Origin of the sequence: Corynebacterium sp. Marseille-P4611 (assembly GCF_916618765.1) — a bacterium.
GTDB classification, from domain to species: Bacteria; Actinomycetota; Actinomycetes; order Mycobacteriales; family Mycobacteriaceae; genus Corynebacterium; species Corynebacterium marquesiae.
Genome location: NZ_CAKAKD010000001.1, coordinates 1,516,781 through 1,543,401, shown reverse-complemented (window position 1 = coordinate 1,543,401; position 26,621 = coordinate 1,516,781). Strand labels below are relative to the sequence as shown.

25 protein-coding genes and 1 riboswitch are annotated in these 26,621 nt (G+C 59.5%); of the genes, 17 read left to right on the top strand and 8 right to left on the bottom strand.

Going from position 1 to position 26,621, the window contains the following annotated elements:
* The first annotated feature begins 11 nt into the window (after window positions 1-11).
* Window positions 12-806 (top strand): nicotinate-nucleotide--dimethylbenzimidazole phosphoribosyltransferase, encoded by a 795-nt coding sequence (locus LG376_RS07435; protein WP_225746697.1) that lies wholly within the window; start codon window positions 12-14, stop codon window positions 804-806.
* 7 nt (window positions 807-813) lie between these two features.
* Here LG376_RS07435 and LG376_RS07430 read toward each other — a convergent pair whose 3' ends face one another.
* Entirely contained in the window at window positions 814-1,911 is a 1,098-nt protein-coding gene (locus LG376_RS07430; RefSeq protein WP_225746696.1) for a branched-chain amino acid aminotransferase, read from the bottom strand.
* Between the two features lie 104 nt (window positions 1,912-2,015).
* Here LG376_RS07430 and LG376_RS07425 point away from each other — a divergent pair, with 104 nt between their 5' ends.
* From LG376_RS07425 to thiC, 3 genes are all read left to right on the top strand, one after another.
* A complete protein-coding gene (locus LG376_RS07425; protein ID WP_225746695.1) occupies window positions 2,016-3,503 on the top strand; it encodes a leucyl aminopeptidase in 1,488 nt (495 codons plus the stop codon).
* 38 nt (window positions 3,504-3,541) lie between these two features.
* The gene (locus tag LG376_RS07420) at window positions 3,542-4,078 is read left to right on the top strand and encodes an isochorismatase family protein (protein WP_225746694.1); all 537 of its coding nucleotides are present in this window, start codon (window positions 3,542-3,544) and stop codon (window positions 4,076-4,078) included.
* Window positions 4,079-4,394: 316 nt separating this feature from the next.
* Window positions 4,395-4,505: riboswitch (TPP riboswitch) on the top strand.
* Entirely contained in the window at window positions 4,504-6,285 is a 1,782-nt protein-coding gene (thiC, locus tag LG376_RS07415) for a phosphomethylpyrimidine synthase ThiC (RefSeq protein ID WP_225746693.1), read from the top strand. It overlaps the preceding riboswitch by 2 nt.
* Here thiC and LG376_RS07410 read toward each other — a convergent pair.
* Window positions 6,277-6,687 carry an oxidoreductase gene (locus tag LG376_RS07410; protein ID WP_225746692.1) on the bottom strand — a complete coding sequence of 137 codons (411 nt, stop codon included), beginning with the start codon at window positions 6,685-6,687 and terminating at the stop codon, window positions 6,277-6,279. The two genes, thiC and LG376_RS07410, sit on opposite strands and share 9 nt — an antisense overlap.
* Window positions 6,688-6,812: 125 nt before the next feature.
* On the opposite strand from LG376_RS07410, the gene sucB reads away from it, so the two are divergent.
* The 7 genes from sucB to LG376_RS07375 all read left to right on the top strand — a co-directional run bounded on the left by sucB (window position 6,813) and on the right by LG376_RS07375 (window position 16,482).
* Entirely contained in the window at window positions 6,813-8,858 is a 2,046-nt protein-coding gene (sucB, locus tag LG376_RS07405; RefSeq protein WP_225746691.1) for a 2-oxoglutarate dehydrogenase, E2 component, dihydrolipoamide succinyltransferase, read from the top strand.
* Window positions 8,859-9,151: 293 nt separating this feature from the next.
* Complete coding sequence (gene gcvP / locus LG376_RS07400) at window positions 9,152-11,995, top strand: aminomethyl-transferring glycine dehydrogenase (protein ID WP_225746690.1); 2,844 nt, start codon at window positions 9,152-9,154, stop codon at window positions 11,993-11,995.
* Window positions 11,996-11,997: 2 nt separating this feature from the next.
* Window positions 11,998-13,110: a glycine cleavage system aminomethyltransferase GcvT gene (gene gcvT, locus LG376_RS07395; RefSeq protein WP_225746689.1), complete on the top strand. Its 1,113-nt coding sequence runs from the start codon at window positions 11,998-12,000 to the stop codon at window positions 13,108-13,110.
* Window positions 13,111-13,146: 36 nt separating this feature from the next.
* Entirely contained in the window at window positions 13,147-13,539 is a 393-nt protein-coding gene (gene gcvH / locus LG376_RS07390) for a glycine cleavage system protein GcvH (RefSeq protein WP_005324433.1), read from the top strand.
* An 80-nt stretch (window positions 13,540-13,619) separates the two neighbouring features.
* Entirely contained in the window at window positions 13,620-14,423 is an 804-nt protein-coding gene (lipB, locus tag LG376_RS07385; RefSeq protein ID WP_225746688.1) for a lipoyl(octanoyl) transferase LipB, read from the top strand.
* Between the two features lie 127 nt (window positions 14,424-14,550).
* On the top strand, window positions 14,551-15,615 hold the full coding sequence (lipA, locus tag LG376_RS07380; protein WP_005327094.1) for a lipoyl synthase: 1,065 nt from the start codon (window positions 14,551-14,553) through the stop codon (window positions 15,613-15,615).
* Window positions 15,616-15,696: 81 nt separating this feature from the next.
* Window positions 15,697-16,482, top strand: coding sequence for a DUF4191 domain-containing protein (locus LG376_RS07375; RefSeq protein ID WP_225746687.1), 786 nt, complete (start codon window positions 15,697-15,699; stop codon window positions 16,480-16,482).
* Window positions 16,483-16,557: 75 nt separating this feature from the next.
* Here the strand turns inward: LG376_RS07375 and LG376_RS07370 are convergent, their stop codons facing one another.
* Entirely contained in the window at window positions 16,558-17,031 is a 474-nt protein-coding gene (locus LG376_RS07370; RefSeq protein ID WP_225746686.1) for an RDD family protein, read from the bottom strand.
* 118 nt (window positions 17,032-17,149) lie between these two features.
* Between LG376_RS07370 and glnA the strand changes: the two genes are divergently transcribed.
* The 5 genes from glnA (at window position 17,150) to LG376_RS07345 (ending at window position 21,563) form a co-directional block, all read left to right on the top strand.
* A complete protein-coding gene (glnA, locus tag LG376_RS07365) occupies window positions 17,150-18,583 on the top strand; it encodes a type I glutamate--ammonia ligase (protein WP_225746685.1) in 1,434 nt (477 codons plus the stop codon).
* A 329-nt stretch (window positions 18,584-18,912) separates the two neighbouring features.
* Window positions 18,913-19,818 carry an Abi family protein gene (locus tag LG376_RS07360; RefSeq protein WP_198491729.1) on the top strand — a complete coding sequence of 302 codons (906 nt, stop codon included), beginning with the start codon at window positions 18,913-18,915 and terminating at the stop codon, window positions 19,816-19,818.
* A 171-nt stretch (window positions 19,819-19,989) separates the two neighbouring features.
* Complete coding sequence (locus LG376_RS07355; protein WP_225746684.1) at window positions 19,990-20,961, top strand: TDT family transporter; 972 nt, start codon at window positions 19,990-19,992, stop codon at window positions 20,959-20,961.
* A gap of 18 nt (window positions 20,962-20,979) precedes the next feature.
* The gene (locus LG376_RS07350) at window positions 20,980-21,189 is read left to right on the top strand and encodes a hypothetical protein (RefSeq protein ID WP_225746683.1); all 210 of its coding nucleotides are present in this window, start codon (window positions 20,980-20,982) and stop codon (window positions 21,187-21,189) included.
* On the top strand, window positions 21,189-21,563 hold the full coding sequence (locus LG376_RS07345; protein ID WP_225746682.1) for a hypothetical protein: 375 nt from the start codon (window positions 21,189-21,191) through the stop codon (window positions 21,561-21,563). The genes LG376_RS07350 and LG376_RS07345 overlap by 1 nt, the downstream gene beginning before the upstream one ends.
* Before the next feature lie 2 nt (window positions 21,564-21,565).
* Here the strand turns inward: LG376_RS07345 and LG376_RS07340 are convergent, their stop codons facing one another.
* The 4 genes from LG376_RS07340 to thrC are packed head-to-tail and all read right to left on the bottom strand — an operon-like array spanning window position 21,566 to window position 24,544.
* On the bottom strand, window positions 21,566-22,111 hold the full coding sequence (locus LG376_RS07340) for an NUDIX domain-containing protein (protein WP_225746681.1): 546 nt from the start codon (window positions 22,109-22,111) through the stop codon (window positions 21,566-21,568).
* Window positions 22,112-22,140: 29 nt separating this feature from the next.
* Window positions 22,141-22,941, bottom strand: a complete 801-nt coding sequence (locus LG376_RS07335) for a trypsin-like serine protease (protein WP_225746680.1) — start codon at window positions 22,939-22,941, stop codon at window positions 22,141-22,143.
* A gap of 10 nt (window positions 22,942-22,951) precedes the next feature.
* Window positions 22,952-23,098, bottom strand: a complete 147-nt coding sequence (locus tag LG376_RS07330) for a hypothetical protein (RefSeq protein WP_225746679.1) — start codon at window positions 23,096-23,098, stop codon at window positions 22,952-22,954.
* Window positions 23,099-23,101: 3 nt separating this feature from the next.
* Window positions 23,102-24,544, bottom strand: coding sequence for a threonine synthase (thrC, locus tag LG376_RS07325; protein ID WP_225746678.1), 1,443 nt, complete (start codon window positions 24,542-24,544; stop codon window positions 23,102-23,104).
* A 39-nt stretch (window positions 24,545-24,583) separates the two neighbouring features.
* Here thrC and LG376_RS07320 point away from each other — a divergent pair, with 39 nt between their 5' ends.
* On the top strand, window positions 24,584-25,891 hold the full coding sequence (locus LG376_RS07320; protein ID WP_225746677.1) for a nitrate/nitrite transporter: 1,308 nt from the start codon (window positions 24,584-24,586) through the stop codon (window positions 25,889-25,891).
* Between the two features lie 14 nt (window positions 25,892-25,905).
* Here the strand turns inward: LG376_RS07320 and LG376_RS07315 are convergent, their stop codons facing one another.
* Window positions 25,906-26,613: an AAA family ATPase gene (locus LG376_RS07315; RefSeq protein ID WP_225746676.1), complete on the bottom strand. Its 708-nt coding sequence runs from the start codon at window positions 26,611-26,613 to the stop codon at window positions 25,906-25,908.
* Between the last annotated feature and the right edge of the window lie 8 nt (window positions 26,614-26,621).

The window sequence follows — 26,621 nt, the reverse complement described above, 5'->3', positions numbered from 1 at the left end:
GGGGACTACTCATGGCCATTCCGCAGCCCGATAAGCAGGCACATACCGCACAGGACGCGCAGCTCGCCCCTTGGGGGCGCCTGACCGACGCCGCTCAATGGCTGGCTGCTTGCCAAGGCGCGGCACCTGCCCATGAGCCGCGGCGCGTGCGGGCCGTGATTTTCGCGGATCAAGAGACCTCGCTTTCGGCCGCTGAGACCGCTGCGCGTCGCGCCGAGGCCGGGCTGAATGTAGTCACCGTGACGGATTATTCCCAAGCCTACAGCCTTGGAGCCGCAACAGCGGATGCGGAAATTGATGCCGGGGCTGACCTACTGATTCCCGGCGGCGAAGAGCTCGCCCGAGTACCGGCCGTGGTAATGGCAACTATGACGCAGACGGAGCCGGTAGTGATCGTCGGCAAGCAGCGCAGCGTGGAAGACTGGAAGCGCGAGGTCTGCGCTATCCGGGACGCTATGTTTCGCGCCCGTAACCTCGAAGGCATGGAGCTGGTTGAATCGTGCCAGTCCACGGTGCTGGCAGCCACGGTGGGGTTCATTGCCCGAGCCGCGGAGCGCCGCACGCCCCTGCTTATCGACGCCCCCTTGACCGCCACCGCCGCGCTCCTTGCCGAGCGCGATAATCCCGGTGTGAAAGACTGGCTCTTCGCCACAACCCTGTCCGCTGCCCCTGCGCATAAGTTGGCACTGGAAAAGCTAGGGCTCCACCCCCTGCTTGAACTGGGAATGGAGCCACAACCTGCACTAGGCGCGCTCGCGGCGCTGCCAATGTTGCTGACCGGAGTGGAGATCGCTGCGGACGCCTAACCGGGGACTACTTCACTAGGGTATGGAGCCAACCGTGGGTATCCTCCACTGCGCCGCGCTGGATACCGGTGAGGCGCTCGCGCAGGGCCATGGTGATCTCCCCCGCTTCATTGCCATTGACCTGGAAGTCGGCAGAGTCTCCCAACACGTGACCCACCGGCGTAATAACCGCGGCAGTGCCACAAGCAAAGGCCTCTGACATAGCGCCGGATTCAGCATCGCGCTGCCACTCTTCGGCAGTAATGCGGCGCTCGGTGACCTTGTAGCCCACATCCTGTGCTACCTGCAATAGGGATTCGCGGGTAATGCCGGGCAGCAAAGAGCCCGATAGTTCTGGTGTAACAATCTCCGCGCTATCACCAGAGCCATACACAAACATCAGGTTCATTCCGCCCATCTCCTCGATGTAGCGGCGCTCAATGGCATCCAACCAGACAACCTGGTCACACCCCTTTTCATCTGCCTGGGCCTGCGCCAAGAGCGAGCCTGCATAGTTGCCCGCAAACTTGGCCGCGCCGGTGCCGCCAGGGGCTGCGCGCACGTAGTCAGTGGATAGCCACACCGAAACCGGCTTGATTCCGCCGCTGAAGTAGGAACCCGCTGGGGAGGCAATGAGCACATAGCGGTAGGAATTGGCGGGGTGAACGCCCAAGGAGACCTCGGTGGAGATCATAAACGGGCGCAGGTACAGCGCTGCTTCCCCGCCGGCTTCTGGTACCCAGTCCTGATCCACCTCAACCAATTGGCGCAGGGACTCAATAAACTCCTCCTGCGGAAGCTCCGGCATAGCCAGGCGCTCAGCGGAGTTGATTAAGCGCTGCGCATTGTGGTCCGGCCGGAAAGTAGCGATAGAATCATCCGGCTGTCGGTAGGCCTTGATGCCCTCAAAGATCGCCTGGCCATAATGGAATACGTTGCTGGCCGGGTCCATACTCATCGGACCGTACGGACGCACCTGAGCATTGTGCCACCCCTTTTCTTCGGTCCAGTCAATGGTGACCATGTGGTCTGTAAAGTGCTTGCCAAAGCCGGGGTTGGCGAGGATATCGCTCAATTCTTCCGCGGACGTGGGGTTATCGGTACGAGTAATCGTGTAATCAAGCATGCCCACAATCTACCCCTTTATCTATAGCGAGGCAGGAATAAGTTCATCGCCGCGCGGTACAGTGGTGGGAAGATTGATAAGCCTTTCCACAAAGGAGGAGACAAATGGCACAGTCCGATCTACCAGCACGCGGCCACTTTCCCCAGGTAAAGCTGGGAAAGAAGGTTCCTAAGAAGGCGGAAGCTCTACTTATCGCCGCTTTCGAGGGCGAAGGCGGCCTAGAGCTGCCAGGCACCGATCTGCTTGGGGGCGCGGCGCTGCGCTCCACTTATGAAGCACTGGTGACCGTAGGGGCCTCTGGCAAGGCCGGTGAGGTCACGCGCGTGCCGGCCCCATCCAAGGCGGGCGTAGCATCCATCATCGCCGTTGGCTTGGGCGATGCGGAAGAAGTTGACGATGAGACGCTGCGCCGCGCTGCCGGCCAAGCCGCCCGCTCTATCACCAAGGTGGGGGCCGTAGCCACCTCCCTGGGCGATTTTGGAATCACCCCAGTGGTAGAAGGCCTTATCCTCGGCGGCTATAAGTATTCTGGCCTGCGCTCCGAGTCGGCAACGGAGACCACCACCTACACCGTGGTGGCGGAGAAGTCCGCTCAAAAGGAGTTCGACAGCGCCAAAATTACCGCCGAGTCCGTCCTCATCGCCCGCGACCTCGTCAATACCCCTTCCAATCTGCTCTATCCAGAAACCTACGCGGCGTTCCTGTCTGCCCAAGCGGCAGAGGCCGGCCTTGAGGTAGAGGTCTTGGATGAAAAGGCGCTGGAAAAGCAGGGCTTTGGTGGCATCATGGCCGTCGGCCGCGGATCCGCCCGCCCGCCGCGCTTGGTCCGCTTGAGCTGGAAGCCGAAGAAAGCCAAGCGCCACGTCGCCCTAGTAGGCAAGGGCATTACCTTTGATACCGGCGGTATTTCCCTGAAGCCGGGCGCCAAGATGTGGGACATGATTTCTGACATGGGCGGTTCCGCTGCAATGGCCGCAGCCATCATCGCCGCAGCAAAGCTGAACCTCAAGGTAGGTATCACCGCTACCCTGCCGCTGGCAGAAAACATGCCGGGCAGCGATGCCACCCGCCCGGGTGACGTCATCACCCACTACGGCGGCATTACCTCCGAGGTACTCAACACTGACGCGGAGGGACGCCTCGTGCTTGCCGACGCCATTGCGCGCGCCAGCGAGGACAACCCCGATTTCCTCATCGAAACCGCGACCTTGACCGGCGCCCAGATGGTCGCCCTGGGTGAGCGCACCGCCGGCGTGATGGGCTCGGAAGAATTCCGCGATCGCATGGCCGAGATCGGCCGCGAGGTGGGCGAGAAGGCTTGGGCCATGCCGCTCCTGGAAGAACACGAAGAATCAGTGAAATCTGCCAGCGCCGATATCCGCAATATCAACGCCAAGCGTGAGGGTGGCATGGAATACGCCGGCACCTACCTCCAGCACTTCGTGGGCGAGGGAATCGAATGGGCCCATATCGATGTGGCTGGCCCTTCCTTCAACACCACGGGCGCTTATGGATACACCCCGAAGATGGGCACCGGCGTGCCCACCCGCACAGTGGTTGCCGCCCTGCGCGAGATTGCTGAATTAAAGTAGCACCACAGCAGGCTTAGTGCGTTTAGAATCCTAGAAGTATGAAGCCTGCTTTAATCATCGTTGACGTGCAACATGACTTCTGCCCCGGCGGCGCCTTAGGCACCGAGCGGGGCAATGAGGTCGCTGTAAAAATCGCTTCCCTGCAACAGGATTACGAAACCGTCGTAGCCACGCAGGATTGGCACATCGATCCGGGTTCTCACTTTTCTAAGGACCCGGATTTTGTCGATTCATGGCCGGTGCACTGCGTAGCCGAGTCCCACGGCGCAGCCATGCATGAGGCCATCGGGCCGGCGCAAGCCTACTTCCGCAAGGGCGAATACACCGCCGCCTATTCCGGATTCGAGGGCGCTGCGAACGGCACCTTGCTCGCCGACTGGTTGCGCGAGCGCCACATAGACGCCGTGGATATCGTGGGCATTGCCACCGATCACTGCGTGTGTGCCACGGCTGCCGACGCCCTTAAAGAGGGCTTTACCGTCCGAGTGCTGCGTGAGTATTGCTCCCCAGTGGACGAAGCACGCGGCGAAGCCGCGTTGCAAGAGTTAGCCGCTGCCGGCGCCACCATCTGCTAAACACATGAAGACGCCTACGGCCCTCGAACCGAATCTGGTCCGAGGGCCGCTGGCGTCTCTCTACAAGGTGTTTCCATGTATCGGCTAATGCAGCCGCCCTCTGGAAACAGGAGGGGTTCTCTCTATCTCTCTCGCATGCGCTCTCTCAAACGCATGAATTAAGTATGGAATGCCGATATTGGATCCGGGTGTCAGGTACCTGAAAGTTTCCTGTTGAATTGTGCCACCAAGGCTCCTACTACCTCACCTCGACAAATACGTCTCCACCCAAATGGCGAAAGCTCTGCGCTATGCGAGACGATTGTTATAGGGTGATCTGCGTCCCCACGGGTGCCCGAGCACGGGCTGAGAGTGCGCTAAAGCTGCGCATAGACCGTTCGAACCTGTTTGGTTAATACCTACGAAGGAAGAGAGGAGCGCTTGCCATGACGGCTGCCCCAGAAAACCACCCTAAGCATTCCTATTCCCCCATTCACCACGACGGTCTAGAAGTTCCAGAGACCGAAATCCAACTGGATGATTCCCCACAAGGCCCCAATGAGCCCTTCCGCGTCTACCGCACGCGTGGGCCAGAATGCGCACCTGAAGTGGGGCTACCGGCCCTGCGCAGCGAGTGGATTAGCGAGCGCGGAGATACCAAAGAGTACGCCGGTCGCGGCCGCGAGCTGGCTGACGATGGACGTGCCGCACAGCGCCGCGGGGCGTCTTCCCAAGAGTGGAAAGGCTCTAAGCGCCCGCCGCTTAAGGCTCAGCCCGGGCGCCGCGTAACTCAAATGCACTACGCTCGCCAAGGAATCATCACCCGCGAAATGGAATTCGTAGCACTGCGTGAGCACTGCGATCCGGAATTCGTTCGCGCTGAGGTAGCTCGCGGCCGCGCCATTATCCCTAATAATGTCAACCACCCCGAGTCTGAGCCCATGATCATTGGGCGAAAATTTCTCACCAAAATCAACGCCAATATTGGTAACTCCGCGGTTACCTCCTCCATCGAGGAAGAAGTGTCCAAACTGCGCTGGGCTACCCAGTGGGGCGCGGACACCGTGATGGATCTTTCCACTGGTGACGATATCCACACCACCCGCGAGTGGATCCTCCGCAATTCCCCAGTTCCCATTGGCACCGTGCCCATTTACCAAGCATTGGAAAAGGTCAATGGCGTGGCAGAGGATCTGACCTGGGAAATCTTCCGCGATACCGTCATCGAGCAATGCGAACAGGGTGTGGACTATATGACCATTCACGCCGGTGTGCTCTTGGCGTATGTACCGCTAGCAAGCAATCGCGTGACCGGCATTGTCAGCCGTGGTGGCTCCATCATGGCGGGATGGTGCCTTGCTCACCACAAAGAGTCATTTCTGTACGAGCACTTCGATGAGCTATGCGAGATTTTCGCTCAATACGATGTTGCATTTTCGCTTGGCGACGGCCTGCGCCCCGGCAGCCTTGCCGATGCTAACGACGCCGCCCAATTTGCAGAGCTAAAGACTATCGGCGAACTTACCCGCCGCGCCTGGGAGTATGACGTCCAAGTCATGGTGGAAGGCCCCGGACACGTGCCTCTCAACATGATTCAAGAAAACAACGAACTCGAACAGGACTGGGCTTCAGATGCCCCCTTCTATACCCTCGGCCCTCTAGTTACCGATATCGCCCCTGGCTATGATCACATCACTTCCGCCATCGGTGCCGCCCATATCGCAATGGGTGGTACAGCCATGTTGTGCTATGTCACGCCGAAGGAGCACTTGGGACTGCCCAACCGCGATGATGTAAAAACTGGCGTCATTACCTATAAGATTGCGGCGCATTCAGCGGACGTGGCCAAGGGACATCCAGGCGCCCGCGCTTGGGACGATGCCATGAGCAAGGCCCGCTTTGAATTTCGCTGGAATGACCAATTTGCGCTCTCCCTCGACCCAGAGACCGCGCAGGCCTATCACGATGAAACGTTGCCTGCTGAGCCAGCAAAGACCGCACACTTTTGTTCCATGTGTGGGCCGAAGTTCTGCTCCATGCGCATTAGCCAAGACATCCGCGAGATGTTCGGCGGGCAAATGGCCGAGCTGGGCATGCCGACGCTGGGCGACCAGGTCCGTGCGGCAGCCCACGGCCCAGCACCACAGGAAGGTATGCAGGAAAAATCCGCCGAATTCCGCCGCAACGGGTCTCAAATTTATTTACGCGAGGATGCTGACCTAGCTTAGCTCTCGCCCTGTATCGGGATTTTCGCCGCGCTCAAATCGGGCGCGGCGTTGCCTTTGTTCTTCCCTTTTGCGCAAGATGCGCTGCCTTTCCATGCGATCGCGCATGCGCTGCGGATAGCCGGTTTCTTCCACGTCATAAATATCGCAGCTCAAAAGTTTGGCCACCGCATCAATTCCTTTCGGCCCGCCAATACGGCGCCGGATAAAATCGCCGTGTTCATCCACAACGACAACGGACATCTCATTGACTACAGTTTCCGGTTCCACAAAGGCCTCTACATATACCTTTCCGGCGGCCCATTGTTGCAGATCCTGCGCGTCTTCCGGGCGGATGGTCTCCCCCGGTCCGCGGGGTGGTCGCAGTGACGATCTGGACTTGTTGCGGCGGAAAGGGTTGAACATAATTCCCTAGCTTACCCGGAAGGAGGGTAGTTACTCACCCCACATCTGCACGAGGGTGAGCATCACGCTGTAAGATTGTCGGGTAGCGATAGAACACTTCCAACTTTCGAGGAGTCTTATAACTCATGGCGAACTCCGTTGAGATGCCCGAGCTGGGCGAATCCGTAACCGAAGGCACCATCACGCAGTGGCTCAAGTCCGTAGGCGACACCGTCGAGGTCGACGAACCATTGCTCGAGGTCTCCACTGACAAGGTCGATACCGAAATCCCCTCCCCCGTAGCCGGCACCATTATTGAAATTAAGGCTGACGAGGATGACACCATCGAGGTCGGCGAGGTCATCGCCATCATCGGTGACGAGGATGAGGCAGGCTCCGCATCCAACGACTCCTCCGCTGACAAGGGCGAGGAAGAAGCAGAAGAAAAGAAGGAAGAGCCGAAGGCTGACTCCTCCAACGGCGGCTCCGGCGACGCAGCCGACGTGGAAATGCCAGAACTCGGCGAATCCGTCACCGAGGGCACCATCACGCAGTGGCTGAAGTCCGTAGGCGACACCGTCGAGGTAGACGAGCCACTGCTCGAGGTCTCCACCGACAAGGTCGACACCGAAATTCCTTCCCCAGTAGCAGGCACCCTGGTAGAAATCCTCGCAGACGAGGACGACACCATCGAGGTCGGCGAAGTCATCGCCCGCATCGGCGACGAAAACGCCACCGCATCCTCCTCCGAGGCCAAGCCAGAGCCACAGGAAGAAAAGAAGGAAGAGCCAAAGGCCGAAGAAAAGGAAGAGCCAAAGGCTGACTCCTCCAACGGCGGCTCCGGTGACGCAGCCGACGTGGAAATGCCAGAACTCGGCGAATCCGTCACCGAGGGCACCATCACGCAGTGGCTGAAGTCCGTAGGCGACACCGTCGAGGTAGACGAGCCACTGCTCGAGGTCTCCACCGACAAGGTCGACACCGAAATTCCTTCCCCAGTAGCAGGCACCCTGGTAGAAATCCTCGCAGACGAGGACGACACCATCGAGGTCGGCGAAGTCATCGCCCGCATCGGCGACGAAAACGCCACCGCATCCTCCTCCGAGGCCAAGCCAGAGCCACAGGAAGAAAAGAAGGAAGAGCCAAAGGCCGAAGAAAAGGAAGAGAAGAAGCCAGAACCGAAGGCTGAGGAGAAGAAGGAGTCCAAGCAGGATTCCTCCCTGAACACCTCTGCCAAGGTCAACAATGGCGACAACGTTCCTTATGTCACCCCACTGGTACGCAAGCTGGCTGAAAAGCACGGCGTAGACCTCAACACCGTTGAGGGCACCGGCGTGGGCGGTCGCATCCGCAAGCAGGACGTGCTCGCCGCTGCTGGCGAGGGCGATGCACCTGCCAAGTCTGGCGCACAGTCCGATAACTCCCCACGCGCACGTTGGTCCACCAAGTCCGTGGATCCGGCCAAGCAGGAGCTCATCGGCACCACCCAGAAGGTCAACCGCATCCGCGAAATCACCGCCGCCAAGATGGTCGAGGCGCTGCAGATTTCCGCGCAGCTGACCCACGTCCAGGAAGTCGACATGACTGCCATCTGGGATATGCGCAAGAAGAACAAGCAGGCGTTCATCGACAAGCACGGTGCCAACCTGTCCTTCCTGCCATTCATCGTGAAGGCTACCGCCGAGGCTCTGGTCTCCCACCCGAACGTCAATGCGTCTTATAACCCAGAGACCAAGGAGATGACCTACCACTCGGACGTCAACATCGCTATCGCCGTTGACACCCCGAAGGGCCTGCTCACCCCGGTCATCCACAAGGCACAGGACATGACTCTGCCGCAGATCGCTCAGCAGATTGCAGAGCTGGCTGATAAGGCCCGCAATAACAAGCTGAAGCCGAACGATCTCACCGGTGCTACCTTCACCGTGACCAACATCGGTTCCGAGGGCGCCATGCTCGATACCCCGATCTTGGTTCCGCCACAGGCCGGCATCCTGGGCACCGCGGCTATCGAAAAGCGCCCGGTTGTTGTCAACGAGAACGGCCAGGACGCCATCGCCATCCGCCAGATGTGCTACCTGCCATTCACCTACGACCACCAGGTAGTTGACGGTGCGGACGCAGGCCGCTTCATCACCACCATCAAGGATCGCCTGCAGACCGCAGACTTCCAAGCAGACCTCGAAGTCTAAAGGTTCTATCGCCGCTTAAAGCCTCTTAGCCCCACCGCGGGGCTAAGAGGCTTTAGCTATGTCTGGGGTGCCAAGTGGGGGTGACGGATCCGAAAACGGCGGACTAATCCATCCCTTTTTATTCGAGGTGTTGAGGGTGCCTTGCCCCTAAGCCCATGGTGAGCGCACTGGGCGCAGTTCTATACAGTGACGCGCTGCATAAAAGTTTCCAAAGCGGGATCGGCTCACCCATTGTTAAACATATAATTGGGGCGGTTACAGCCACTGTCCCCCTATTAAGGAGTCTCACTGACATGGAATTCATCTCCCGCCACCTAGGGCCGGATTCTGCGGAGCAGGCCACCATGCTTGCGAAGGTAGGCTACGACAGCGTGGACGCGCTGGTCGATGCCGCCATTCCGTCAAAGATCCGCGCCGCAGAACTGCCTCAGCTTCCTGAGGCACTCTCGGAAGATGAGGCGCAGGCTACATTGCGGGAGTACGCCAACCAAAACACCGTGCTGAAGTCCTTCTACGGACAAGGCTTTTCTGACACCCTCACTCCCGCGGTCATCCGCCGCGGTTTATTGGAAGATGCGGGATGGTACACCGCCTACACCCCGTATCAGCCAGAGATCTCCCAGGGTCGTCTTGAAGCGCTGTTGAACTTCCAGACCATGATTGAGTCCCTGACCGGTCTGCCCATCGCGAATGCATCCTTGCTGGATGAGGCCTCCGCCACCGCGGAAGCCGTGGGGCTTATGTCCCGCGCGGTCAAGAAGGGGCGCCGCGTGGTGCTGGATTCTCGCCTGCACCCGCAGGTGCTTACCGTCGCCGCGGAGCGCGCCCGCGCGATTGACCTCGAGGTAGAAATCGTAGACCTGCGCGAAGGCCTCGTGGGCGAGGATCTCATCGGCGCAGTAATCGCCTACACCGGTACCGAGGGCGATATCTTCGATCCCTCCACCATCATCGAGGAGCTGCACACTCGCGGCGCACTGGCTACCGTGGCCACTGACCCGCTTTCGCTGCTCCTGCTGGAGGCACCTGGCTCGCTGGGCGCCGATATTGTGCTCGGTTCTTCCCAGCGCTTTGGCGTTCCACTCTTCTTCGGCGGCCCGCACGCTGCCTACATGGCGGTCACGGAAAAGCTGAAGCGCCAGATGCCTGGCCGCATCGTAGGCGTGTCCAAGGACGCGGATGGGCGCCCCGCTTACCGCCTGGCACTGCAGACCCGCGAGCAGCATATTCGCCGCGAACGTGCCACTTCCAATATCTGTACCGCGCAGGCACTACTGGCCAACGTCGCCTCCATGTACGCCGTCTACCACGGTCCGCGAGGCCTCAAGGCCATTGCCCAGCGCGTCCACGCGCTCGCTTCCTCCTTTGCGCAGTCCGTTAAGGATGCTGGAAAGCAACTCGTGTCCGAGGACTTCTTCGATACCGTTACCGTCGCCGGCGTGGACGCCGCCACCATCAAGGCTGACCTCCAGAAGGAGGGCTACCTCGTGCGTACCATCGGCGAGGACAAGGTATCGGTGTCCTTTGGTGAGTCGGCGACCAAGGAGGACGTCGCCAAGCTCGCCCAGGCCTTCGGCGCCAAAGCTGCTGAAGCCGACTTTGCCCTGCCGGAGAACCTGCAGCGCGGCGAGGAGCCGCTCCAGCACGAAATCTTCAACCGCATCCACTCCGAGACCCAGATGCTGCGCTACCTGCGCAAGCTGGCCGATAAGGACTTGGCGCTCGACCGCACCATGATTCCGCTGGGCTCCTGCACGATGAAGCTCAACCCCACTGCAGCCATGGAGCCCATCTCTTGGCCGGAGTTTGCCGGCATCCACCCCTACGCACCAGAGGAAACGACCACCGGCTGGCGCGCCTTGGTAGAAGAGATTGAGGGCTGGCTGGCCGAGGTCACCGGCTACGCCAAGGTCTCCATCCAGCCCAATGCCGGCTCCCAGGGCGAGCTGGCGGGTCTTTTGGCCATCCGCCGCTACCACGTAGCCAATGGCGATAACGAGCGCGATGTAGTGCTCATCCCGGCCTCCGCGCACGGTACTAATGCGGCTTCGGCAACGCTGGCCAACCTGCGCGTTGTTGTGGTCAAGACCGCTGAGGATGGCTCTATTGACCTGGCGGATTTGGATGAGAAGATTGCCAAGCACGGCAACCACATCGCCGGCATCATGGTGACCTACCCGTCCACCCACGGTGTCTTTGACCCCGAGGTCCGAGACGTATGCGATAAGGTCCACGCGGTGGGCGGCCAGGTCTACATCGACGGTGCGAATATGAACGCGCTGACCGGCTGGGCCCGCCCAGGCCAGTTCGGCGGCGATGTTTCCCACCTCAACTTGCACAAGACCTTTACCATTCCGCATGGCGGTGGCGGCCCGGGCGTGGGTCCGGTCGCCGTGGCCGAGCACCTCATCCCCTTCCTGCCCACCAACGCCGCGGATCCGCAGCTGGATGCCACCACCGCTACCCCGGTTGGCCAGGGCGTGCCAATTACCAATACCAAGTACGGCTCGGCCGGTGTGCTGCCGATTTCCTGGGCGTACCTCGCTATGACCGGTGCACAGGGACTGGCGCAGGCCTCCGCCCACGCCATTTTGGGCGCGAACTACTTGGCCAAGTCCTTGGAAGATTCTTTCCCTGTGCTCTACACCGGCAACGCTGGCTTGGTGGCGCACGAATGCATCCTGGATCTGCGCGCGCTTACCGACGCCTCCGGGGTCACCGCAGCCGACGTAGCCAAGCGCCTCGTGGACTTTGGTTTCCACGCACCGACCCTCGCCTTCCCGGTGGCCGGCACCCTCATGGTCGAGCCCACCGAGTCTGAAGACTTGGGTGAGCTGGACCGCTTCATTGAGGCCATGCGCACCATTCGCGCCGAGATCCAAGAGATCATCGACGGCGAGGTTTCCTACGAAGGCTCCGTTATCCACCACGCACCATTTACCGCGGAGTCCATCGGCTCCGATACGTGGGAGTTCTCCTTCAGCCGCGAAAAGGCCGCGTGGCCCGTGAAATCCCTACACCACAGCTACAAGTACTTCCCGCCGGTGCGCCGCATCGACGAGGCCTACGGCGACCGCAACCTGGTCTGCAGCTGCCCACCACCAGAAGCTTTCGACATCGACGATTCTGAGGAGTAACCATGACCGAACTACTCACCTCCCCACTCCATGCCGAGCACGACAAGCTCGGCGCCACCTTCACGGCCTTCGGCCCGTGGAACATGCCCTTGAAGTACCAGAACGAGCTGGACGAGCACCGCGCGGTGCGCAGCACCGCTGGCCTCTTTGATCTGTCCCACATGGGCGAAATCTGGGTCAACGGCGCCGACGCCGGCAAGTTCTTGTCTTATGCCTTCATCTCCAACTTTGAGCCACTCAAGGTGGGCAAGGCCAAGTACTCCATGATTGCCGCTGAAGACGGCGGCATCATCGATGACCTGATCACCTACCGCTTTGAAGAGGACAAATTCCTCGTCGTGCCGAATGCCGGCAATGCCGATACCGTGTGGGACGAACTCAATAAGCGCGCTGAGGGATTCGATGTTTCCCTGAAGAACGAGTCCCGCGACGTCGCCATGATCGCCGTCCAGGGCCCTAAGGCCGCAGAAATCCTCGTGCCGCTGGTAGAAGACAATAAGCAGGACGAGGTATATAACCTCGGCTACTACGCTGCCACCATGGGCAAGGTAGCGCGCACCTTCGCCATTATCGCGCGTACCGGCTACACCGGTGAGGATGGCTTCGAGCTCATCGTGTATAACTCCGATGCCCCGCAGCTGTGGGAAGAACTGCTCAAGGCCGGCGCGGAATACGACCTCAAGCCGTGCGGCCTTGCCGCCCGCGATTCCCTGCGCCTCGAGGCCGGCATGCCGCTCTATGGCAACGAGCTCTCTCGCGATATCACCCCGGTAGAGGCGGGCATGGCGCGTGCCTTTGCCAAGAAGGAGGCCGATTTCGTCGGCGCCGAGATCATCCGCCAGCGCGCCGCCGAAGGCCCACAGGTGGCGATCACCGGCCTCACCTCCACGCAGCGCCGCGCCGCGCGGGCAGGCGCCGAAGTATTCGTGGGAGACAAGAAGGTCGGCGCCGTCACCTCCGGCCAGCCTTCCCCCACCCTGGGGCACCCAGTGGCTATCGCGCTGCTGGAAACCAGCGCCGAGCTCGAGCCCGGCGCCGAAGTCGAAGTAGAGATCCGCGGCAAGCGCTATCCTTTTGAAGTAACCGCGTTGCCGTTCTACAAGCGCGACAAGTAAACATCTTCTCAACCAGCCCGAAAGGACTACATCACCATGGCTACCCTTCCACAAGATTTCTCCTACTCCGAAGACCACGAGTGGGTCAACGCCACCGCTGACGCCGTCGCAGGCGCTACCGTGCGCATCGGCATTACCTCCGTCGCTGCCGATCGCCTGGGCGAAGTTGTCTTTGCCGAACTGCCGGAGGTGGGCGATACCGTCACCGCCGGCGAGTCCTGCGGCGAGGTCGAGTCCACCAAGTCCGTCTCTGACCTCTACTCCCCTGTCACCGGCACCGTCAAGGCCGTTAACGAGGCCGTGCACGATGACTACGCGGTCATCAACAACGACCCGTTTGGTGAGGGCTGGCTCTTCGAGGTCGAGGTAGATGAGGCCGGCGAGCTCATGGATGCCGCCGCCTACGCATCCGCTAACGGCCTGGACTAATTCGGCCCCACGCGGGAGGGTGTGCCACGCGCATCCTCCCGCTTTGCTTTGCCCACCGCACCAGAGGAAACTTTGAGGCTATGACTGCACCACGTGATCCCTTCTTCCCCGCCGAGCGCTCCATCCGCGCCTCCGATAAGCCACTAGAGGTTCGTTTCTTGGGCCGGATGGACTACCAAGAGGCGTGGGATTACCAGGCCGAGGTAGCGGCCGCCCGCGCCAAGGGCGAGCAGGGCGACGTGGTGCTGGTAGTCGAGCACCCGAACGTCTATACCGCCGGCAAGCGCACCCAGCCAGAGGATATGCCGGATAATGGCCTGCCCGTTATCACCGTGGACCGCGGCGGGCGCATCACCTGGCATGGCGAGGGCCAGCTGGTCATCTACCCCATTATCAAACTGGCCGAGCCTGTCGACGTCGTCGACTATGTCCGCCGCTTGGAGGAAGCCACCATCCAGACGGTTCGCCAGATGGGGGTGACCACCGCTGGGCGCATCGACGGCCGCTCGGGTGTTTGGGTACCCTCCACCACCCAGGCCAAGGATCCGGCTGCCCCGAAGCGCGACCGCAAGATTGCCGCGCTGGGCATCCGCATTACCCGCGGGGTGACCATGCACGGCTTGGCGCTCAATTGCTGCAATACGCTGGAATACTACGACCACATCGTGGCCTGTGGCATCGACGACGCCGACGTGACCACTCTGTCCTTAGAACTGGGCCACCAAGTCAGCCTCGAGGACGCCACCCAGCCGCTGTTGCAAGCGCTGGACGACGCCCTCTCGGGTCGTCTCATCGTTGCCGACCACACCTTCGGCTCAGCCCCGGATCCCACGAAGCTGGCGAATGAAAGGGCACGGGAGAGGCGTCGGCAAGCGCGGCACTAGCCCTCGTTCGGGGCTGGCGCGGAATAGGATGTGACCCCGGCGACTTATACCTAGAAGAGCTATTAGCCATCACCACCGTCAACCGATAAAGTGAGTTTTTGTGACTGTAAAGCCTGAAGGACGCAAGATGCTCCGCATTGAAAAGAAGAATGCGGAGTCACCCATCGAACAAAAGCCACGCTGGATCCGCAACCAGGTCCGCACCGGCCCGGGCTACGAGGACATGAAATCCCGTGTGGCCGGCGCCTCTCTGCACACCGTATGCCAAGAGGCAGGCTGCCCGAATATCCACGAGTGCTGGGAATCCCGCGAGGCTACGTTCCTTATCGGTGGCGATAAGTGCACCCGCCGCTGCGACTTCTGCGATATTGCCACCGGCAAGCCGGAAGAATTAGACCGCGACGAGCCGCGCCGCGTGGCCGAAAATATCCGGGAAATGGACCTTAACTACACCACCATTACCGGCGTTACCCGCGACGATCTTCCGGATGAGGGCGCTTGGCTCTATGCCGAGGTGGTGCGCAAGATTCACGAGCTTAACCCGCATACCGGCGTGGAAAACCTCACCCCGGATTTCTCCGGCAAGCCGGACCTTTTGGAAGAGGTCTTTGAAGCCAAGCCAGAGGTCTTCGCCCACAACTTGGAAACCGTGCCGCGCATCTTTAAGCGCATCCGCCCGGCCTTCCGCTACGAGCGCTCCTTGGACGTTATCCGCCAGGCCCACGACTATGGCCTGATTACCAAGTCCAACCTGATTTTGGGCATGGGCGAGACCGAGGATGAGGTCGAGGAAGCATTGCGTGACCTGCGCTCTGCTGGCTGCGATATCATCACCATCACCCAGTACCTGCGCCCCGGCCCGCGCTTCCACCCGATTGAGCGCTGGGTGCGGCCAGAGGAATTCGTCGCCCACTCCAAGCTAGCCAAGGAGCTCGGCTTCGGCGGCGTCATGTCCGGCCCGCTGGTGCGCTCGTCCTACCGCGCCGGCCGCCTCTACGTGCAGGCCATGGAAAAGCGCGGCTTCGAGCTTCCAGAAAACCTCAAGCATCTGGCCGAGACCTCCCAGGGTGCCACAGCCCAAGAGGCCTCCACCTTGCTGGAGAAGTACGGCCCCTCGGAAGAGACTCCAGTGACCACCCGCATGGCCAAGACCCCGGCTAATGCGAATTCGGCGGCGGCCACCATCCGCTAAACCGAACGTTTTCATAACGGCCTGCGCTTTTCGCGTGGGCCGTTTTAACATTTATGCCCGTTGACCTTTAAAGTAGGAGCCATGGCGAAAGATGACAAGGCAGCACTAAAGGCTGCAAAGAAGCAAGAACGCGCGGCCAAGCGCCAGCAGCGTAAGCAAACCTGGTCCCAAATGTGGCAAGCATTCAATATGCAGCGCAAGCAGGATAAGGCGCTTATCCCCATCATGCTGGGTGCCTTCCTGGGCATGGGCTTGCTCTTCTTCCTCATTGGCCTGCTTTTTGGCGGCGAGTGGTTCATGCTCATCCTCGGTTTGGGCATTGGCGCGTTGCTCGCCATGTTCCTCTTTACCCGCCGCCTTGAGCGCGATATGTACAAGCGCGTAGAAGACCAGCCGGGCGCTGCCGGCTGGGCGCTGGAACAGCAGCTGCGCAACACCGTGGGCATCGTGTGGTCCGTAAAGACCGGTGTGGCCGCCACCCGCCAGCAGGATCTTATCCACCGCGTCATCGGCAACGCCGGCGTCATCTTCGTTTGCGAGGGCAATAAGAACCGCGTACGCCCCACCTTGAACCAGCTTAAGAAGCGTGTAGACAAGATCGCCGGCGGCGTTCCCATCTACGAGATCTTCGTGGGCAACGGCGAGGACGAGGTTCCCGTATCCAAGCTGCGCAATAAGGTCATGAAGCTGCCGCGCAACTTCAATAAGAACGAAACCTACGACAACATCCGTCGCATCGAGGCCATGGATTCCATGCCGGGTACCACCCCGGGCATGCCCAAGGGCCCTATGCCCCACCAGGCCCAGAACATGGCCGGCATGAACCGCCGCATGCGCCGCGCCCAGCAGCGCAAGAAGAATAAATAAGCGCCTAAAGCTAATCCCTGCTACACCGTCGACGGCGTAGCAGGGATTTTCTTATGCCCAGAAAAGTCGGGCACCTTAGGAGCGAATGACGATGGTGCCGGTGGCGCGGTCGTGCATGCCGCGTCCATCCGCATCAACCATGGCCGCCGGGAACAGCACACCGGTGAGCACCGTGCGCAGCGCCGCGCGCCATAGACCCACGCGGGAACCGGGGACATCGAGTCGCGCCACACCCATCCCCAGCAGCAGCATGCCGGGGGTGCGGGCAAAGAGCCAGCCACACACAATGCCCATGATGACCCACAGGGCGTAGCCCAAGAAAGCCACGCCCCCAAGTTCCGTGGTGAACATGTGGATCAGGTTGGCAATGAGCATGCACACGATCCAATCAATGGCCACGGCGCCGGCGCGGCGGCCAACGGGGGCCAATGACCCCGGCCCGGACTCCGGAAGGCCGAGCTTTTCGCCCGGCCAGCGGCCGGGGCCTTCCATGTCATCGTATTCGCCCGGAATATTCGGCCCGTCGAGCCACGTACGCTTATCTGCCATGCTCACCAATCTAGCGGGCACAAAGTGAGATGTGAAACGAGGGGAATCGCGATGCCCACGGTGAGAACCTAGTAGGCTATAGAGAGACAATTCACCGGTCAACAACGAGGAGACAAACGTGTCTTTCGAGACAGTGCAGGACATCGTCCAATTCATTAAGGACGAGGACGTAAAGTTCGTCGATATCCGCTTTACGGACGTCCCAGGCACCGAGCACCACTTTTCCATCCCAGCAGATGAGTTCACCGTAGAAGATGCCGAAAATGGCCTTGCCTTCGACGGCTCCTCAATCCGCGGATTCACCACCATCGATGAGTCCGATATGACCCTGCTGCCGGATCCAGCCACCGCGCATATCGATCCGTTCCGCACGGCCAAGACCCTGAACATCAAATTCTTCGTCCACGACCCATTTACCTTTGAACCTTTCTCCCGCGACCCGCGCAACATCGCGCGCAAGGCAGAAGAGTACCTGCAGTCCACCGGCATTGCCGATACCTGCAACTTTGGCGCTGAGGCCGAGTTCTACCTCTTTGACTCCGTGCGCTACGCCACCGATGCCCAGCACGGTTTCTACGAGGTCGATACCGATGAGGGTTGGTGGAACCGCGATAAGGAAACCAATTTCGACGGCACCCCGAACACCGGCTACAAGACGCGCATGAAGGGCGGCTACTTCCCCACCGCACCGTACGACAAGCACGGCGAGGTACGCGACGCCATGGTAGAGAACCTGCAAAAGGTTGGCTTCCAAATCGAGCGCTTCCACCACGAGGTCGGCGCCGGCCAGAATGAGATCAACTACCGCTTCAACTCCATGTTGCACGCGGGCGATGACATTCAGACTTTCAAATACGTGATTAAGCAGACTGCGGCACAGTGGGGCAAGACCGCAACTTTCATGCCCAAGCCGCTGGCCGGCGATAATGGTTCCGGTATGCACGCCCACATGTCCCTGTGGAAGGACGGCAAGCCTCTCTTCCACGACGAAGCTGGCTACGCAGGCCTTTCCGATATCGCCCGCTACTACATCGGCGGCATCCTCCACCACGCTGGTGCCGTTCTCGCGTTCACCAACCCGACGCTGAACTCCTACCACCGCCTGGTGCCGGGCTTCGAAGCACCGATTAACCTGGTGTACTCCCAGCGCAACCGCTCGGCCGCTATCCGTATCCCGATTACCGGTTCCAACCCGAAGGCCAAGCGCATCGAGTTCCGCGCACCGGATCCATCCGGCAACCCGTACTTGGGCTTTGCCGCCATGATGATGGCCGGCATCGACGGCGTAAAGAACCGCATTGAGCCGCACGCTCCAGTTGATAAGGACCTCTACGAGCTGCCGCCCGCAGAGGCTGAGTCCATCCCCCAGGCACCGACCTCCCTCGAGGCTTCCCTCAAGGCCCTGCAGGAGGACATGGACTTCCTCACCGAAGGCGATGTCTTCACCGAGGATCTCATCGAGACCTACATCAACTACAAGTACGAGAACGAGATCAACCCGGTTCGCCTGCGTCCTACCCCGCAGGAATTTGAGATGTACTACGACTGCTAAAGCAGCGTTTGCCGACGCCCCCTCTCGCCACCGGCTTTCCGCCTTCCTAGGCTCCCATATTGCTGAGTGCCGATTGGGGGCTTTGCAGATCCTATGTGCACTTTGGATTCAGAAGTTTTGAACCCACTGCCCTTGGTTCTTAGCGCTGCCCCACTCCTTGTTGATTGACCATCGCAGCGTTTTCCAAATGCATGGCACGTGAGTAAAACCTTGCGCAAATGATTACTAAGGTTGCGCATTTTGAGCTATAATCTAGTCAATCGATACCCCCTCCAAGCTTCCCATAGGAACAGCTCAATATGAGAGGGGGGCTTTGCTATTCTGAAGCAATGAACCGCAGGAAGAAGTTCCTTAGCATTGAAGAGCAAGTTAGTTTAATTCAACGCCGTGGGTTAATCCTTCCTTCCGAAAAATCTGCTAAAAATTTCCTTGAGCGTCAAAATTATTACCGCTTTTCGGGCTACATGCGGTACTTCCAAGAAGACTTAGCTGGGGACGAAGCCAGATTCTATCCTGACACCCAGTGGGATGAAATAGTTAATATCTACCGGTTGGACGTCGAGCTTCGTTCTTTTCTTCTCCGCGGGCTCCAAGAAGCAGAGCTAGCGGCCAGAACGGCTTTTGCCCTCAGCGAAGGTGAAATCCATTCTCCTTACGAGGAGTATCTTCAGCCCACTGCTTACCGACGCCCACCAAATCCAGCTATGACGCCCACGCACCATCTAATAATCAGTGAGCTCAAGCGATCTAAGGAACCATACCTCCACAAATACCGAAAGGATTCAGGATCCGACACTGAGAGGTGGATTTACGATGTCCCAATTTGGGTGGCAGTTGAGGCATTGTCCTTTGGTACGTTGTCGAAAGCAATAAGCTTCCGAAACGATGACAACCAAGTTTACGCAAAGACTTGTTCCATTCTTGGCGTAAAGAAACAATATTTAACGCGCCAATTGCGCTCTTTTACTTTCGTGAGAAATAAGTGTGCTCACTCAGCTCGGTTATGGAACAGTTTCGTCTTGGACCAACCTTCAGTTTCCAATGCTACGAAACGGCGTGCTGAGAGAGTTTTGGGTCAAAATTATGGCGAGAACTCTCTACTGGCAGTAATTGTAGCCCTTGATAACTTTCTCTTTCTGACGAATTCGTGGGTTGGATTTTTGGATGAGTATATGGAGCTGGTCGAACGAAATCCGGCTTTCCACCAAGGTATAGCGAATCCTCATCATTCATAGCCTCCTTGCTGTATGAACACGCAATGGTGTTCCAGCCCTTTCTTGCGACCCCGGACACATATTCTTTAGGTCTTGACCCCGACCCCTAATCCAGCGCTAGTTGAGAGTTCTCACCAGCAAAAACGACAGCAAAATTCTGATAACCCAACCGAAAGAAATTAACATGTGGGTGTGACTGATAAATTCCGCCAACTCCCAGCCCCTGGCCCCGCGTGGGGAGGCAGCCTCATGGGCACCTCCATCGTTTCGCGCCTGCTCGTGGAAGAAGACATGATGATCCTGGCCGGCATTTTTGCCGCCATCGCGTGCGTCATCTTTGTCGTTCTCACCGCGGGCTTCTTGCGCTACCGCCACCCTGCCTTTGAGCGCACCACTATGGCGGAGTGGTCGATGTTTTTCATCGGAATCCTGGCGCTCGGTGCCGCGCTTTCCGGCCTGACGGATATCCCTACATTCCGCCTAGTGGGCTTTTGGATCGGTGGCCCAGTTACGGTTATCACGTGGGCTATCCAGCTCACGCGCTTTGATGGCGAACCGAAGTTCACCTGGGGCCTGCCGCTGGTCGGCCCTATGATTTCAGCTTCCGTTTCCGGTTGGCTAGCTAATGATTACGGCCCGCTCTACCACGTGATGGGTACGGTATTTTTCTTCATGTCCCTGGTGACGGCGGTGCCCACCTTCGCCCGCGTGTACTGGGCCGCATGGCACGGCAAGGTGGATTTCACCGGCGCGAAATCAGCCACCGCATGGGTCCCGCTAGGCGTAGTGGGCCAGTCCACGACAGCAATGCAGATTCTCTTCCCCGGACCGTTCTCCATCTATTACGGCGTTACGGCGCTTATTATCGCCATTCCGCTGTCCATCTACGCGATGTTTACCTTCTATCCCAATGTGGCACGGTGGGTTCCGTACTCCCCGGCGTGGTGGTCCTGCACATTCCCGCCAGGAACCGTAAGCATGGGCGGCCACCAGCTGGCATTGGTCAATGGCTCCGAGCTTATCGACGCCATTGCGCTCACCATTCCCGTTCTCCTCACCGCCCACTGGGCGCTGTGTTCCACCCGCTTCCTCAGCTGGGTGTGGGAGGGAAAGAAGGAAACCGGCCCTGAAGAGCCGCTCATTAAGACTGGGCCCAAAAGGTAGCAAGGAGGCTAAGCCACTATGCGAGACGCCAGCTTTGAACGAGGCAAGCGCCGCACACGCCGCCGCACGCCTGAGGCCCGACCGCGGCGCGAGCACTGGAGCAGGGAATACGCAATCTATGCGGAAGATTCCTGGGGCATCGATGACTTAGGGTCCGAGGGCGGCGAGAATTCCGTGCGCACCTATTCCGGTGGCCGCGCAGATGGCAATCGTCGCCGGCGCCGCTGATGCATAATAGCTCCCCTATCACCTTCATCGCCTGGGAGCGCGCCAACCTGGCTGCGGTGAGAGACGTACTCGCTGGCCTGCAGCGAGACGGCATATTCCTGCGCCGCGGCCACCTGCTCTTGGAGACGTCGTGGCTTGGCACAGGCGCGCGGGACTTCTACGCCACTGCCTGGCGCTGGGACGCACAAGACTGCCCGCTCTTTTATGACCTAGCCCGGCGCGGCAAGCTCTTAATTACTATCAGCGATACCGTGATTTCCTGCGGCGACAAAGACGATATTGCCGATGCGCGCGATGGCATTGCACAAGTACTCATCGCCGCCCAGGATCCGCAGCAATTGTCCGGGCTGCTTGCCGACGCCGCAGAAGACTAGCCCTACAGTCCCGGTTGCTCGCTGCGCTTCATCCAGCCCATGCGCGGGGCAAAACCGCGGGGATGTTTCATCTGCGCTACGGCGTCGGCAATCATGAGGCGGTGGCGGCGCGACACGCTATCGGGAAGCTTTGCCACGGAGAACCACCCAGCCTCGGTATTTTCTTCATCGCTGATGACCGGCTCTGCGCCATCCGCTACTGATACGCGCAGCGCCGTTCCCATAAAGGTGCACTCATCACCGTTGGGGTAGGTCACAGGGCCGGACTGCCCCACGCCCAAAAGGGCTTCCACCTTGGCGTCGAGCCCCACTTCCTCTTTGACTTCTCGCAGCGCGGTGGTGGTGATCTCCTCGCCTGGCTCGCAGATTCCTTCCACCGGGGTCCATGTACCGTTATCGGAACGCTTTACTAGGAGCACGGAGGGGACTTCCCAGAGCGCGGCGTCTGCCGAAACATCACGGATGATGATGGCGCTGCAGGCCGGCACAAAGATCTGCTCGTGGCCAATCTTTTCGCGCAGCTGAATAATAAAATCTGGAGTCGGCATGCCACCTAGCGTAGACCAGTGCGGCGCACTTAGGCCACGGGTCCCAAAACCTCTTTAGCTAGAAGCTGAATATCGGTGGCCAACGTGAAAGACAGCTCCATGTCCATCGGCGTGGTTTGGCAGGTGTGGCCTTCTTCGAGGCGCTGCGTCGTTCCCGAGACCACGCCCACAATGGTTTGTTTTCCTTCTACTTCGCCGTACACCGGACCACCGGAGTCACCATTGGTGCTGCATACGCGCGCCCTAGCCGCGAGCGAATCCCGCTGGAGTCCCTCCGAGTTCAGCTGCGCCATCTCTGCATCATGGGAAAGCGTGCCGCAGGTCTCATCGGTCACGCGGCCAAGCTTGCACACCTGATGCGGCAGGTGAGCCAGGGAGGTGGCGACGCTATTGTCCACCGCCCCGGGGACATAGTACTCAGCGCTACCAGTGATCTCGATAAAGGCCACATCGAGGTCGTGGCTATCTTCGGAATAGAAATCAGAGTAGATGACCTCGCCGATAGGTTCGGCGGGGTAGCTAAAGTCGCCGTCGGCGGTTCCGGCCCAGACCTTATCGCCGGGTTTGCCGCAATGGGAAGCGGTAACGGCGATCGTGCGGGCGTCGGCAAGCGTAAATGACCATGCCGCGGTACAAGACTGGTAGTTGAAATAGGCGCCCGGCCGCGGTTCATCGCCGGAGAGATCCAAGGCGGTACCCGGAGCGAGCGGCGCCGTGGCCGGAGAATAGGACTCATTGGGAATGAGGTTTTTGTACGACAGCGCGGAGAAACTCGGTTCTTCCCCTCCCCGCACCGGGCTGCAGGCTGCAAGGAACGCGGCCGTGCACACTACAAAGACGCTAGTTGCTCTCCGCGTCCGCATTCCCGGCGTTGTCCTTGTTCTCTTCTTCCGCATCCATCTCCGCCTGGGCTTTGAGATCGCGGATGAATTTTTCCGGATCAAACTCGGTGTAGTGTTCCGGGCCGGCAAAATTTTCTAGGGCCATGGTCTAAACCTCCGTTTTCTGAATCGACGTGGTGATGTAATCCTTGACCGCCGCGGCATCATTAGGCAAGTCCTTGACGTGCCGCTCAGTATCGAGAATGCCGGCAAAGCGCTCGGGCGGCTCAGGGGCAGAGCCGATGGCTTCCGTGATGGTCTCGGCAAACTTCACCGGCAGTGCGGTCTCCAGACACACGATTGGCGTTTCTACGCCCTCGCGCTGTGCGCCACGAGCCACCTTGATGCCGTCGGCCGTGTGCGGATCCGCCAGGTAATCAAAGCGCTCGTGTATGTCCTTGATGGTGGCTAGGCGATCGGCATGGCTGGAGGAACCGGACAGGAAACCATAGTCCTCGCGGGCGGCGGCGATCTTGTCGTGGTCGAGGCTAAAGCCGCCCTCTTTCACCTTGGTGCCGAATAGCTCCGCGGTTTCGGCTGCATCGCGGCTGAGCAAGTCGAACGCAAAGCGCTCAAAATTCGAGGCGCGCGAGATATCCATGGACGGCGAAGAGGTTGCCATGGTCTCTGCGGCTGGGCGCGGCCGGTAGTTTCCGGTGCGGAAGAACTCATCCAGCACATCATTTTCATTGGTGGCCACGATGAGGCGATCAATGGGAAGGCCCATCTGGCGGGCGATGTGGCCGGCACAGATATCGCCAAAGTTACCGGTGGGAACGCTAAAGGAAACCTTCTGATCGGCGGTCTCGGTGACCTTGAGCCAGCAGGAAATGTAGTAGACCACCTGGGCCATCAGCCGTGCCCAGTTAATGGAATTGACCGCGCCAATGCGGTAGGCGGCCTTAAAGTCAGCATCTCCCGATACCGCCTTGACCACATCCTGGCAATCATCGAAAACGCCATCTAGAGCGATGTTGAAGATATTCGGGTCATCCAGCCCAAACATCTGCGCCTGCTGGAAGGCCGTCATTCGGCCGGCCGGGGTGAGCATAAAGACGCGAATGCCGTGGCGCCCACGCATCGCATACTCTGCAGAGGACCCCGTATCGCCGGAAGTGGCGCCCAGAATATTGAGGGTCTCACCGCGGCGGGCGAGCTCATATTCAAAGAGCTCACCCAAAAGCTGCATGGCCATGTCCTTAAATGCTGCAGTAGGTCCTTCAGATAGATGGCCGATAAACAGGCCCTCGCCTAGTTCGGTGACGGGAACGATTTCCGGGTCCGCGAACTTAGGGCTGGTATAGGCGCGGGCGGCGATGGCCTCGATGTCTTGCGCTGGAATATCGTCAATGAAAAGCTTAAGTACCTCGGCCGCAAGCGCCGCGTAGCCTTTGTCCGCTAGGAGCCTGCGCCATGAATTTAAAGTGGCGGAATCTAGCTGTGGGTAGCTCTCAGGAAGGTATAAACCGCCATCGGGGGCAAGCCCACCGAGGAGAATATCTGTAAAAGATGCGGGCTGACGGGCGGTATCGCGGGTCGAAATGTACTTCACACAAAAGAATCTTAGTAGTTAAGGCGTAAGGTATCAGCCATGTCGCATCCGAATCCCCGAGAAGTCATTACCACTCAGGCTTTAGGCATTTGGGTAGCCGCCATGGCGGTCTACCTCGTAGCGATTACCGGCCGTACCTCTTTTGGTGTGGCCGGTTTGGATGCCATTGAGCGCTTCGATGTCGATGCCGGCCGTATCGCGGTCTTTACCTCTGTGCAGTTGGGCGTGTATGCCCTAGCCCAAATCCCCACCGGCATCTTGATTGATAAATTTGGCCCGCGCCTACTCCTCGTGGTCGGCGCCGTCATTATGGGCATTGGCCAAGTGGTACTGGGCTTTACCACCAGCTATGGCGTAGCCATTGCCGCGCGCGTTCTCATCGGCGCGGGCGATGCCACGGCATTTCTCTCCGTGATGCGTATCCTGCCCTATTGGTTCCCACTGCACCGCACCCCCATGTTCACCCAGGTGACGTCGTCGCTGGGGCAGATGGGTCAGTTCATTTCCGCGGTGCCCTTCCTGTGGTTGCTGGGTGCGGCCGGATGGACCGCTGCCTTCGTTACCCTTGGCGCGGTAGGAATCTTGGTAGCCATCGCCGCCATCGTGGCGGTGGCAGACTCACCAGAGAAGTTGGGGATTATTCCCACGGAGAAGGAACCACCCAACTCGCAGGCCACCAGCATCCCTGCCCGCTTGAAAACGGTATTCCGCTCCCCGGTGGCCTGGCAGGCTTATTTCATCCACTACATCGGCATGCTTCCGCTCATCGTCTTTGTCATGCTCTGGGGCATGCCCATGATGACCCAGGGCATGGAGATGTCCAAGGCGAAGTCCAGCCTGGTTCTCACCTTGCTGGCGGTATTCTTGGTCCTCGTCGGCCCCCTGCACGGCAAAATTTCCTCCCGCGCGCAGCATGTCCGCCCGTGGCTTAGCCTCGGGTTCGTAGCAATTCACGTACTGACCTGGCTAGTTTTCTTTACCTTTGGCACCGACAGCGGTGTGGTCGCAATTTTGGTGGTGTCCTTCGTTACCGCACTGTGTACACCGACGGCTAACTATGGCTTCGATATCGTGCGTGAGCGCATGGACCGCTCCGTGGTAGCCACAGCTACGGGCTTGGGAAATATGGGTGGGTTTACCTCCGGCATGTTGGGCGCGCAGCTCTTCGGAATGGTGTTGGACCATTCCTCCGACGCCCCTGATTACTCCATGCCGGATTTCACTGCCGCCGCGGCTGCGGTGCTAGCCGTTTGGGTAGTAGGCATGATTGGTGTGATCATCACCCACTTCCTTCGCCGTCGCGCGGGCGAAGACGGGCCTTCGGTCACCATCGTGGAGGTTTCCTAGAAACCCTCGGTTGATCACTCCGGGTTGAGGATAAAGCGAATGGTCCCCTCAGGGTCCGCCAGAAGTTCCCGGGTCGCCGCCACGGCTTCCGCCTCGTCGAAGGCGATGCGTTCAAAGCCAGTATCGTTGAGCTCCACAATGTCCGCACCAGGGCAGGCCAGAAGAATCGGCGAGTGCGTGGCAATAATGACCTGTGCGCCGCGGTCAACTGCTTGGGCAATTTCCCCTACGAGGGCCAGTTGCCGGATAACGGACAGCCCAGATTCTGGCTCATCCAGGATGTACACACCTTGGCCATTGATGTGCTCATAGAGCAGGTCAAAGACGGATTGCCCGTGCGAGCGGCGGGACAAATCCACGTTCTGAGAAAGAGTCGAACGACCACCACGTTCGGCCGCTGAATCCCCACGTCCAATCAAGTACTCGTGCTTTTCGGCGCGCAGGAAATAGGCACGCTGGATCACTTCCTCCGTATCGCAGCGAATGGGGCTGCGAGGAACGATTTCATCTGGGTCATCCATGCGGCCGCCCGCAGGTGAACAGCCCAAATCACTAGCTACGCCAGCGAGCAAGCTCGATTTGCCAATGCCGTTTTCTCCTACAAAGACGGTGACGGGGCTTCGCAGCTTGAAGCTGCCCAAATCAGCTAAATAGTCGAAGATGGGCAGCTCGGCGCGGTAGTCATCGGGCTTAAACTTCAGGCTTAGGGCATCAACCAGCATGGGCCCTA